14 protein-coding genes are annotated in these 11,069 nt (G+C 62.5%); 5 read left to right on the forward strand and 9 right to left on the reverse strand.

What is annotated here, in order from left to right:
* Positions 1-227 precede the first annotated feature (227 nt).
* From AB5Y91_RS00715 to mepA, 4 genes are read right to left on the reverse strand one after another with little or no spacing between them, the layout of a single operon-like run.
* A complete protein-coding gene (locus AB5Y91_RS00715; RefSeq protein WP_106886594.1) occupies positions 228-845 on the reverse strand; it encodes a TPM domain-containing protein in 618 nt (205 codons plus the stop codon).
* 20 nt (positions 846-865) lie between these two features.
* On the reverse strand, positions 866-1,588 hold the full coding sequence (locus AB5Y91_RS00720) for a YgcG family protein (protein WP_290029766.1): 723 nt from the start codon (positions 1,586-1,588) through the stop codon (positions 866-868).
* The gene (locus AB5Y91_RS00725; RefSeq protein ID WP_162627421.1) at positions 1,585-2,190 is read right to left on the reverse strand and encodes a LemA family protein; all 606 of its coding nucleotides are present in this window, start codon (positions 2,188-2,190) and stop codon (positions 1,585-1,587) included. The genes AB5Y91_RS00720 and AB5Y91_RS00725 overlap by 4 nt, the downstream gene beginning before the upstream one ends.
* 42 nt (positions 2,191-2,232) lie before the next feature.
* Entirely contained in the window at positions 2,233-2,976 is a 744-nt protein-coding gene (mepA, locus tag AB5Y91_RS00730; protein ID WP_368168844.1) for a penicillin-insensitive murein endopeptidase, read from the reverse strand.
* 162 nt (positions 2,977-3,138) lie between these two features.
* Here mepA and AB5Y91_RS00735 point away from each other — a divergent pair, with 162 nt between their 5' ends.
* Positions 3,139-3,681 (forward strand): hypothetical protein, encoded by a 543-nt coding sequence (locus AB5Y91_RS00735; RefSeq protein WP_139746247.1) that lies wholly within the window; start codon positions 3,139-3,141, stop codon positions 3,679-3,681.
* Between the two features lie 211 nt (positions 3,682-3,892).
* On the forward strand, positions 3,893-4,171 hold the full coding sequence (locus tag AB5Y91_RS00740; RefSeq protein ID WP_081805676.1) for an RNA-binding protein: 279 nt from the start codon (positions 3,893-3,895) through the stop codon (positions 4,169-4,171).
* 76 nt (positions 4,172-4,247) lie between these two features.
* Here AB5Y91_RS00740 and AB5Y91_RS00745 read toward each other — a convergent pair whose 3' ends face one another.
* Positions 4,248-5,147: an aldo/keto reductase family oxidoreductase gene (locus tag AB5Y91_RS00745; protein WP_368168845.1), complete on the reverse strand. Its 900-nt coding sequence runs from the start codon at positions 5,145-5,147 to the stop codon at positions 4,248-4,250.
* Positions 5,148-5,325: 178 nt separating this feature from the next.
* On the opposite strand from AB5Y91_RS00745, the gene AB5Y91_RS00750 reads away from it, so the two are divergent.
* The 3 genes from AB5Y91_RS00750 (at position 5,326) to ltaE (ending at position 7,618) form a co-directional block, all read left to right on the forward strand.
* Positions 5,326-5,733: an XRE family transcriptional regulator gene (locus AB5Y91_RS00750; RefSeq protein WP_171276292.1), complete on the forward strand. Its 408-nt coding sequence runs from the start codon at positions 5,326-5,328 to the stop codon at positions 5,731-5,733.
* 74 nt (positions 5,734-5,807) lie between these two features.
* On the forward strand, positions 5,808-6,515 hold the full coding sequence (locus tag AB5Y91_RS00755; protein ID WP_368168846.1) for a short-chain dehydrogenase: 708 nt from the start codon (positions 5,808-5,810) through the stop codon (positions 6,513-6,515).
* Between the two features lie 86 nt (positions 6,516-6,601).
* Positions 6,602-7,618: a low-specificity L-threonine aldolase gene (gene ltaE, locus AB5Y91_RS00760; protein ID WP_234690653.1), complete on the forward strand. Its 1,017-nt coding sequence runs from the start codon at positions 6,602-6,604 to the stop codon at positions 7,616-7,618.
* Between the two features lie 80 nt (positions 7,619-7,698).
* Here ltaE and AB5Y91_RS00765 read toward each other — a convergent pair whose 3' ends face one another.
* The 4 genes from AB5Y91_RS00765 to AB5Y91_RS00780 form a co-directional block, all read right to left on the reverse strand.
* The gene (locus AB5Y91_RS00765; RefSeq protein ID WP_368168847.1) at positions 7,699-8,130 is read right to left on the reverse strand and encodes a PAS domain-containing protein; all 432 of its coding nucleotides are present in this window, start codon (positions 8,128-8,130) and stop codon (positions 7,699-7,701) included.
* Between the two features lie 110 nt (positions 8,131-8,240).
* Positions 8,241-9,263, reverse strand: a complete 1,023-nt coding sequence (locus AB5Y91_RS00770; RefSeq protein WP_163137830.1) for a response regulator — start codon at positions 9,261-9,263, stop codon at positions 8,241-8,243.
* Between the two features lie 46 nt (positions 9,264-9,309).
* Positions 9,310-10,254 (reverse strand): LysR family transcriptional regulator, encoded by a 945-nt coding sequence (locus AB5Y91_RS00775; RefSeq protein ID WP_111913367.1) that lies wholly within the window; start codon positions 10,252-10,254, stop codon positions 9,310-9,312.
* 77 nt (positions 10,255-10,331) lie between these two features.
* Positions 10,332-11,033 carry a DUF2982 domain-containing protein gene (locus tag AB5Y91_RS00780; protein WP_111913365.1) on the reverse strand — a complete coding sequence of 234 codons (702 nt, stop codon included), beginning with the start codon at positions 11,031-11,033 and terminating at the stop codon, positions 10,332-10,334.
* Between the last annotated feature and the right edge of the window lie 36 nt (positions 11,034-11,069).

An 11,069-nucleotide genomic window follows, 5' to 3' on the forward strand; every position in this document is an offset into this window, starting at 1 on the left:
CGTATACACACTTTCCAGGCGTGCTCCTTCAGCCACTCGGACACCTCACCAAATTTTTGACTGCTGTTTAACGTGTTCAATCGCCACGTGGTTCGCTGCGCTGTTGCGCTGGAACGGGGCGTAATTTAGGGGAAAGCTGACTCGGGGTCAAACACTTTTCCCCTTATTTTTCAGAATCTTTATCGAATGCCTATCCCTTGCACAGAATGCCGGTTTTTTAAACCGGCTCAGGGTTTGTCCAAAATGATCAGGCTGTCGGGCAACTCGTTTTGATCCCGGGTCGCCGGAAACGCATCGGTCAGGATGGCGCTGGTACGCTCCACGCACTCGAGGAAGCCCTGCTCCACCTCCTTGTTGCGCACTCGCACCACGAAGTCGTCGATGATCTGCTGCCACTGCGCGTTGTCTATGTGCTGGGCTATGCCGTCATCCACCAGGATCTCCACATAGTGCTCCGCCACCGAGACGAAGATCAGCACCCCGAGCCGGTCGCGGGTGCGGTGCAGCCCCTGCTCGACAAATTGCAGGCGGGCCATCAGTGCAGCCCTGTGCTGACGCACCTTTTTCGGGATCAGCCGCATCTTGATGGGGGTCCAGTGGAACAGCAGGCTCAGCAGCAACCAGACCGACCACTGCACCAGCAGGATCTCGTACCAGCCGAGCCAGAAGCCGAGCTGGAACACCAGCAAGGGGGTGAGCATGGCCAGCAGCGCCGCCCAGAGAGTGGGAATGTAGCGATACCCATCGCTGGCCGGAGCCAGCACCGTGACCAGTTCAGCATCAGTCTCTAGCTCCGCTTCGCGCACCTTGGCCTGAAGCGTGTGGAAGAACTGTTTAGAAATCATGATTTGTCTCTTTACTCCTGTTACCAGCCACCGGAGGCTCCGCCGCCGCCAAAGCTGCCGCCGCCACCGCTGAATCCGCCGCCACCGCGACCACCAAAGGAGCCGGCACCAAATCCACCGGCCATGTAGGCCGCCCGACGTCGCCCCCCCGGCCCACCGCCGCCACCACGCAGGTTGTGCAGCACTATCATCGCAATCACCACCAGAATAAACAGCCAGGGGCCGCCACCGCTGTCACTCTTCGGCTGCTCGGCCGGCTGATACTCTCCGGCGAGTGCCTTCATGATGCTCTGGCTGCCGGCCACCACGCCAGCCACCATGTCGCCGCGCTTGAAGGCGGGCAGGATCCGGGTCTGGATGATGTTGGCGGCGATGGCGTCGGGCAGGGCGCCCTCCAGGCCATAGCCCACCTCGATGCGCACCTTACGCTCATCCTGGGCGATCAGCAGCAGCACGCCGTTGTTCTTGCCCTTCTGGCCTATGCCCCAGTGGCGACCGAGCTGGTAGCCGTACTCCTCTATGGTCTCCCCATCCAGGCTGTCGACGGAGACCACCACCAGCTGGATACCGCTGCGCTTCTCGAAAGCCGCCAGTTGCTGGGTCAGCTGGTGGGCCTGTTTGCGTGACATCAGGGCGGCCTCATCCACCACCCGTCCGCTCAGGGCCGGAAAGTTCGGCGCGGCTTGCAGCGCCGCCGTCCAGAGCAGCAGCAAGGGGAGCAGCGCGCGCAACATCATGGTCATTGGAAGCTGACCTTGGGCGCCTCATCGGCACCGGGCTTGGCGCTGAAACTGGGTTTTGCCTCGAGATCCGAATAGAGCAGCTTGGACCAGATGACCCCCGGGAAGGTGCGGATCTCGGTATTGAACTGGCGTACCGCCTCTATGTAGTCGCGCCTGGCCACAGCGATGCGGTTCTCGGTGCCTTCCAGCTGGGCCTGCAGGGTCAGGAACTGCTGATCCGCTTTCAGATCCGGGTAGCGCTCGACCACCACCATCAGGCGGGAGAGGGCGCTGGAGAGCTGATCCTGGGCCGCTTCAAAGGTCTTGAGCTGGGAGGGGTCGCTCACCTGCACGCTGCCGACCCGGGCGCGGGCATCGGTGACCGCTTTCAGGGTCTCCTGCTCGTGGCTGGCGTACCCCTTGACGGTGGCCACCAGGTTGGGAATGAGATCGGCGCGGCGCTGGTACTGGTTCTCGACCTGGCCCCAGCTCGCCTTGACCTGCTCATCCAGGGTGGGGATGTTGTTCATGCCGCACCCGGTCAATCCCAGCAGCAGGGTGAAAGTCAGCAGGCACTGGGTGGCCCTGTGCCGGAGTGAAGTGGCCATCTTGTTGTTCTCCATTGAAATTTCTGACGGATATCGGCTCACCATAGCAGCTTGTGGTCAACCCTCACAACGCCTCGGTAAGACGGGGGCACGGTAGCTCATGGAGACCTTGGGCAACTGGGGCTTGTCCTTGAGCCAGGAGGCCAGCTCGGCATCGCAGCCATTGCCGGGGGGGATGGGGGCCTGGGGCTGGCAATCCGGGCTGTTCGCCGGGCAGCGCAACCTGACGTGGAAGTGGCTGAAGTGGCCGACCCAGGGGCGCAGCTTGGCGACCCAGGGTTCATCGGCCGCCCGCTTGCACACCTCTGCCTTGATGACGGGGTTGACGAAGATGCGCGCCACCTCGGGCTTGCTGGCGGCGAGGCGCAGCAGATTGAGCTGCTGGGGGCCAAAGCGCCCCGGCAGCATTTTGTAGCTGGGCTCATCGATCAGCGCCCACTCCTTGGGGGCATCCTGCTCCCATTTGCTGATGGGGCGGTTTGCCATCCGGAACCAGATGTCGGCGTCGAGGCCGGTCTGGTGGCTGCGATGGCCGGAGGTGAAGGGGCCGCCCCGCGCCATGGCGAGGTCGGCGATATAGAGATCCGGCATGCCGGCCAGCCTGGCCTGGTTGGCCAGGCCCTGAAGGTAATGAATGAGATCGGGGTGACCGTAATAGCGCAGCCGCTTGGTGCGGATCACCTGATAACCGGGTCCCGTCAGCGGCAGGGATACGCCGTTTTTCAGACAACCGGCCGCGTAGCCGCCGATGGCTTCTGCATAGAGGGCGCTGGTGGTGAACAGCAGGGCAGTGGCGAACATGGGACTCCTGAAGATGGCGGGCTCAGACAGCCCCAAGCATACAAGAGTGGCGGCTGGTCGTCATCCGCGCCGCCGTGCCGGTTGCAACCCATGGGCGGGCTCGCGCACAATGCGGGCCAACACAGGGCGGCAGGGCCGTTTCCATCATGTGAGGAGGATGAAATGAGAGTCAGTGAACTGGCATCGCGGGGGGGAGTGAACTGGCTGATGCCCCCTGCGCGGCGCTTCTACGGGGTCATGATCTGCCTGTTGCTGGCGAGCCTGGGCACTGTGGTGGCCGCGCTCTTGCTGGGGTATCCCGAGATGGGGCTGCTGCCCTGGGTCGGTCTGGTGTTTGGCGGCATAGTGCTGGTGATGATGGTGTTGCCGCGCAACTGGCAGCGCTGGCGGTTGGCGGAGCTCGCCTGGGACGACCATCACCTCTATCTGCTCAATGGTGGCGAAGACAGGGCCCTGGCCCTGCCGAGGGCGGCATTGGTGGGCATAGAGCGGGATCGCAAGGTGGGGCACGACGGTCAGTGGCTCGACTTCAGCCTGGATCTGGGGCTGGATGGGGAGGCCCTGGCCGACGCCACCGCCTTGCTGGGGCTGACCCGGGAAGGCACCCATGAGGTGGCCCCCGGTATCTATCGCTTTGGTTTTAAACGGGCCTGGCACAGCCGCCGCGCCCTGAGCAGCTTGTTGGCCGCGCTGCAACCAGTCTGACTATTTTCTCGACAATTTATCGCAAAGCTCAGATACTCCCTCTGATTCGAATTGATCTTTCCTGCTCCGATAGTCCAAGAGATCAACAACTTGGGCCTCGAGGCAGGGAGTGCCACGGCATGATGCCATGGCTGGTCCGGCAGGGGGGTTGTGCCCTTACTCCAGGTCGGTGGATGCATAGAGAAGGCACCTTGAATCGAGAGTGGATGGCATGAAGATTTACGTAGGTAATCTGTCGTACCGGATGACGGCCGACGAACTGACAAATGTGTTCAGCCAATTTGGGCAGGTAGACAAGGTCGATATCATCATCGATCGCGATACCGGTCAGTCCAAGGGGTTTGGCTTCATTGAAATGCCTGTCAACGGGGATGCCGAGAAGGCCATCGCCGAGTTGCACGGCACCGAAATAGGTGGCCGGACCATCACAGTCAACCAGGCCAAACCGAAGACAGATGCACCTCGTGGTCGCCCCCAGCGCCATCGTTGAATCGTCTCGATAACGAAAAACGGCATGGAGCAATCCATGCCGTTTTTGTTTGCCTCGCGCTCAGTGGCCGGCGGGATCAGGGCACATCGTAACCCAGGGCGGCCTTGCGAATGCGGAACCACTGCTGGCGGTTGAGCTGGATGGACTCGGCCGCCACGGCGGCGGCGATCCGCTCCCGCTTGCCCGAGCCGATGAGCGGCAGCGGCTGGCTCGGCAGCATCATCACCCAGGCGTAGACCACCTGCTCTATGTGCTGCGCGCCCACTTCATGGCGGATCTGCTCGAGCTCGGCCCGCAGCGGGGCATAGGCGGGATCGTTGAACAGCCGTCCGCCACCGAGGCAGGACCAGGCCATGGGTTTGATGCCCAGTTGCTGGCACTGATCCAGGGTGCCATCCAGCGTTCCTTCCTGGTGCAGCGGCGAGATCTCCAGCTGGTTGGTGACCAGGGGGAAGGGCAGACGGGATTGCAGCAGCGCGAATTGGTGGGGCGTGAAGTTGGAGACTCCGGCGTGCTTGATCTTGCCCGCCTGCTTGAGACTGATGAAGGCCTCGGCTACCTCGTCGGCATTCATCAAGGGATCCGGGCGGTGGATCAGCAGCAGATCCAGGTGATCGGTGCCGAGCTTTTGCAAGGAGGCCTCGGCGCTGGCGACGATGTGGCCCTTGCTGGTGTTGTAGTGATTGAGGGCATGTTCCGGCTTGGCGGTGAGGGCGATGCCGCACTTGCTGACAAGCTCCATCCGGCTGCGCAGGGAGGGCTCCAGACGCAGGGCCTGGCCGAAGGCCTCCTCGCACTGGTAACCGCCGTAGATGTCGGCGTGATCTATGGTGGTGACCCCGAGATCCAGGTGGTATTTCATCAGATCCAGCAGGGCGGCCGGGGAGAGTTGCCACTCCATCAGGCGCCAGTAGCCCATGATGAGGCGGGAGAAGATGGGGCCTTGATGGTGCAGGGCAAGACGGGATACGGACATGGTGACTCCTCTACGGATAAAGAGACGGACAAATAAAGGCAGAATCAATGCTGCCAGCATCTTGGTCTCTTCTGGCGGACAAGGCAATAATGCCCCCCTCGCGAATTCGAACTATGGTTCTGACCGACACAGGGGCCCGGGCGCAGAGACGGGCCAAAAAGACGATGGAGAAGTTGTGATGGAAGGATTTGCCGCCAGGCTGCAGAGCCTGATCGGGGAGGGCAGCGTCAGCGCCTTCGCCCGCAAGGTGGGGCTGAGTGAGGCCCTGATCCGCAAGTATCTGAAAGGGGCCGAGCCCGGTCTTGGCAAGGCGAACCAGATCGCCATGGGGGCCAACTGCTCCCTGGAGTGGCTCGCCACCGGCTGCGGTTACCTCTATCGCCAGGCCGAGGTGGTGGACAGGGACGCGCTGGCGGCGGCAGGGGCGCTGGTGCAGGAGAAGCTCCCCGGCCAGCCGCTGCCGGACGAGCAGCACCTGGTGACCCTGCTCGCCTATTACCAGTTCCTGCGCAGCCACAAGCAGGGGGACGGTTTTCTGGATCTGGCGCGGGCGCGGGAGTTCGGCCGCCATCTGGCAGAGGCCTGAGGCCGCCGGGGTCCCCGGCAGGCCGCCATTCTTCTGATACCCTCTAAGCAATGGACAAATCCAAGGACGCACAGATGAGTTATCTGATCCTGGGCAGTGGCGGACTGGGGGGGGCTCTGGCCCACGAACTCGCCAGCCGTGGCGAAGAGTGGTTGCTGGCGGGCAGGCAGTTGCCAAAAGGGCTGGATCCCGCCTGCTATTTCCCGTTGCAGGAAGTGGACCCGCTCTCCTTCGAGGCCCTGTTCACCCTCTATGACGCCACCACATTGCCGACGGTGGTGATCAATACCATAGGTCTGCTGCACGATCTCAATCACATGCCGGAGCGGCGGGTGGAGGAGGTGAGCCCCCAGTGGCTTGGGGAGAGCCTGCAGGCCAATGCCTGGCCCCACCTGGCCCTGGGGGCCAGCCTCAGCCGGCTCATGACCCCCGAGAGCCGGCTGTGGCTCTGCTCTCTCTCGGATCTGGCGGGCAGCCTGGGGACCGGCAATCTGGAGGCCGTCGGGCGCTACAGCTACCGGATGAGCAAGGCGGCCCTCAACATGGGGGCCAGGATCCTGGCCGCCGAGTGGGCCGAGCGCTTCCCCGGCGCCGGCGTCATCACGGTTCACCCCGGGCTCATGGATACCCCCATGCAGCAACCCTTCCGGCAGGGTCTTGACCCGGCCCTGTTGCAGGATCCCGCCCTGGTGGCACCGCAGTTGCTGGATCTCCTGGCCTCGCTGACACTGACGCACTCCGGCCGCTTCGTGGACTTGCGCGGCCAGCCGCTGCCCTGGTGAGCCGCCGGGTTCACATTCCCGCCCCCCATCCCTTGCCAGCATGATGCCGGCTGGTTAATGTCATGCTCCTGCATCAGGAGGATGACATGCGCTATATCGATTTACGAAGTGATACCGTGACCCAACCCACGGAAGCCATGCGCCAGAGCATGCTGCATGCCGAGGTGGGAGATGATGTCTACGGGGAAGATCCCAGCATCAATGCGCTCGAGCGCAAAGGTGCCGAACTGCTGGGCAAAGAGGCGGCCCTGTTCGTGCCATCCGGCACCATGTCCAACCTGCTGGCGATGATGAGCCACTGCCAGCGCGGGGAAGGGGCCGTGCTGGGCGCCGCCTCCCACATCTATCGCTACGAGGCGCAGGGCTCTGCCGTGCTGGGCTCGGTGGCCCTGCAGTCTGTCCCCATGCAGGCCGACGGTACCTTGGCCCTGAGCGACGTGCGGGCCGCCATAGCCCCCGATGACGCCCACTTCGTCCAGACCCGGCTGGTGTGCCTTGAAAATACCCACAATGGCAAGGTGCTGCCGCTGCCGTACCTGCGCGAGATGCGCGACTTTGTGGATGAGCACGGCTTGCTGCTGCACCTGGACGGGGCCCGCCTCTTCAATGCGGTGGTGGCGAGCGGCGAGCCGGTCGCGGCTATCGCCGCCCCCTTCGACAGCATCTCCGTCTGCCTCTCCAAGGGGCTGGGGGCGCCGGTCGGTTCACTGCTGGTGGGCTCCCATGGCTTCATCGCGCGGGCCAGACGGCTGCGCAAGATGCTGGGGGGCGGCATGCGTCAGGGGGGGATCCTGGCCCAGGCCGCCCTGTTTGCCCTGGATCAGCACGTCACCCGGCTGGCGGACGATCATCGCCGCGCCAGGCGTCTGGCAGAGGGGCTGGCCCCCTTGCCCGGCATAGTGCTCAATATGGAAGAGGTGCAGACCAACATGGTGTTCCTGCGCTTGACTCAGGGGGATCCCGCCACCTTGCTCGGCTTCATGAAGGAGCGCGGCATCCTCTTCTCCGGCTATGGGGAGCTGAGGCTGGTGACCCATCTGCAGATCACCGATGACGACATCGACGAGGTGATAGATGCGTTCACCGAGTTCCTGAACGGCTGAGCCTGAACGGCTGAGCCTGATCGGCATGATGCGAAGAAGGGCGCCTGATGGCGCCCTTCTTGTGTCTCTGTGCCGAGGACTTATCCCTGGCGCTGGCCCCTGATCAGCATGGCCTCGTCGGTGGCGTCGTAGATCATGATGGCCAGATGGGTGACCTCGCCGCCAAAATCGGCCAGGGGCACCAGGGTCAGGTTCTGGTACATGTGGGGTGCCGAGCCCGTGATGGGGCGATAGTTGGAGAAGCGCAGCAGATAGGGGCGCTGCTCCCAGGTGCTGAAGGCGCGGTTGTTGAGCTTGAACACCATGTTCGCCTTGCGCTCCAGCCAGGCGCGGTCCACGTCGAGGAAGAGATCGAACAGCACCTGATCGCGCACCTCGCCGGCCAGTCGGCCGCTATGGCTCTCCATGAAGCCGTTCCATACCTGTACCCGGTAGCCCTTGTCGAGCACGACCAGCCCCACGTCCAGGTTCTGGACTATGTTCATCAGCCAATGAAATTCCCGGATATCCATGGTCACTCCTGGTGCCTGAGTCTGTGTTGTTGATGCTGCAAGGTGCTGATTGGCAACCGTTAGAGCATATGCATGAACTTGTTATTGATGCTGGCGATGGGATAACACCGCTAGAGCATATGCATGATCTTGTTGTTCATGGTGGCGATGGAGTCTTCGGTGAACAGCAGCAGCAGGTCGCACTGCACCGCATACCCCTGCACCCGGTAGTTGATCTCGATGGCCAGGGTGCGGCGCCAGCGGCTCTGGTTGGTGCGAATGAGATCCCTAATGGGCCTGTGCTGACCGAGCACCACGGGATGGCCCTGGCTGAAAGGGGTGTCGAGCTGGTTGGCATAGCCGCGCAGGAAGGCCCCGATCAAGACGTTGGCGGTATCCATCAGCAGTTCCAGCTCGGCGTTGTGATCCAGTACCCCCTGATGGTTCATCAGGCGTGCCAGATCCTGGAAGCTGGCATCGTGAAACAGCAGCAGCGCCTCGCCGGCTATACCGGCCCCGATGAACCCCTGGCAGACGGCGGAGAGGGTATCCGACTCGGCGGCGGCCGAGAGGGCCATGTGCAGCTCGGAGACCTCCAGCACGTTGACGTTGGGGATGGGCAGCAGCACGAAGGCATCCAGCAGGCGAGCCAGCAGATCGGCCCCCTGGCCCATGGCGACGTTGGCGAGCTCCTGATAGACATCCCGCAGCTCGGGGGTGAACTGGATGGTGCTCTCGAGGGGGGCGTGACCGGCGACGGCAAGGGCGGGTGCGGCGGCCGGGTGGGGCGCCGCTTGCCACAAGCCGTGGCGGCTGAGCAGGGCGAGCAGGCTCTCCGGTGAGGCCGGTTTCTTGATGAAATCGAGGGCCCCGAGGGCCATGACGCGGGCGTGGGCTTCCGGCTGGATGTCACCGGAGACCACTATCACCTTGCTGCGCAGCCCCTCGCGCTTGAGGGTCTCCAGCACGCCATAGCCGTCCATTTCTGGCATGGTCAGATCGAGAAAGATCAGATCGCCGTGGCCCATCAGGATCTGCTCAACCCCTTCCAGGCCGTCAGCGGCCTGATGCAGGGTGACATTCCAGCCGGCAGGCAGGGCGCGCATCAACTGCTTGCGAGCGAACCCCGAGTCATCACATATCAATACATTCATAGTGTTAGCCGACCTGTGCAACGAGGATTGCGCTAAGTGTGGGCGATCAACCGTCAGATGCAACGGGCAGCGGCATGGCCGGCAAAAATTGATCGTCCCGCTGATGATGGCGATAGCGTGCGGAGTATTTCTCGACGAAATCGGCAAACATCTTAACACGCAACGGGGTGAACTGGGGCTGGCAATGGAGCATGTAGAAGGGGCGCTTGCCCGACTGCCAGTCCGGCAGCACGGCGACCAGCTGCTCGTCTTGCAGGAAGGGGTGCACATAGTGCAGGGGGGCATTGACGATGCCGAGGTGGCGCCGGGCCGCCCGCACGGCGGCCTGGGTCTGGTTGACGTTCAGGCGCGGTGTCCGCTTGATCTGCACCGTCTGCTGATCCCGCCCGCTCAGCTGCCAGTGCTGGTGGGGCCAGCAGTAGATGAGGTCGTGCTCTTCCAGCTGGGCCGGGTGGGAGGGGATGCCCATCTTCTCCAGATAGAGAGGGGAGGCAAACAGGCCGTACTCGATGTGACCGAGGCAGAGGGCATTGGGCAGGGTCTGGGAGAGCTCGCCGTTGAAAAACACCAGATCCCTGTCCTGATCACAGAGGGGGGCGTGGTCATTGGTCTGGCTGATGTCGAACTGCACCCCGGGATAGCGCAGACCGAAGTCAGCCAGCATGTCGACCAGTATGGTATTGGAGAGGGCGATGGGCGCGGCGAGGCGGATGAGGCCGCTGATGTCCCTCTCCTGGCCCTGGATCTCGCCGGTCGCCTGCTCGATCTCGGCCAGCGGCGTGCACAGGCGCTCGTAATAGCGCAGCCCCTCGTCGGTGAGGCGCAGCTTGCGGGTGGATCTGTGCAGCAAGGCGCACCCGAGCTGTTCTTCCAGTTGTGAAATGCGTCGACTGATGGTGCCGGTCGGCATGCCCAGCGCGGCGGCGGCGTGGGAGAAACCGCCCTCTTGCACCACCTTGACGAACAGATAGAACTCTTCGATGTACTTCATAAGCGGCTTAGGGGGTGTTTGTAACAAGCCCGTGACCTTATGAAGAGTCGCCAGGCTTGGCAAGCGCAATCCGGCGTTTAATTGATCTGGATTAGATTCGACTCGCGCTGGTACTGATTGAGCAAATGGACGAAGTCGGCGGGGGGGCGGTCCAGGCTGTTGTCCGGCACCAGCAGATCATAACCCAGCAGATCCCGCAGTCTGGCCATGCGGTTGCCCAGCATGGCGATCACCCCGTCGTACTGCTGGCCTGAGGGGGAGCGAAAGCGGCTCTCCTCCAGCAGCCCCTCGCCCAGCAGCCCGCTGCCGCAGCCTCCGGTGAGGCAGTCGGGGCGCTCGCTGCTGATGGCCTGCAACAGCACGGCGCGCTGCTCGGTCAGCAGGCGAACGGCCAGTCTGGGTGTGATCAGCGTCAAAAAATCGTCGTAATCCTTAATCTTCAAACCTATGTAGGGCAGGGGCACCAGATCCCACCCTAAATGGATACGTGGTTGGTCAATTCGCTGAATATTTCTCCATTTCAGGATCCAGCCACCGTACTTATGGTGATATTGCAGACAATCCTGACACAGGGAGAGACTAAAATGAGGCTCAGCCAGTTTCAGCGCCCCGACAAGAATTGTCATCAGACCAGTCAGCAGGAGGAAGATGACCGGCATTAGTAGTTGTTCAGGAAAGAAAAAAAGTATAAAAATCATAGCAATGGTTATGACCATGCCCAACAATACCAGTGTGAGCCCATTTCTTCTGACCATGGGGATCACATGTAGCGTTTTCATATGATTTCGGCCCTTTTTCACCTGCCTGTTTCCAGA

Origin of the sequence: Aeromonas sp. R4-3 (assembly GCF_040908275.1) — a bacterium.
Taxonomy (GTDB): Bacteria; Pseudomonadota; Gammaproteobacteria; order Enterobacterales; family Aeromonadaceae; genus Aeromonas; species Aeromonas rivipollensis.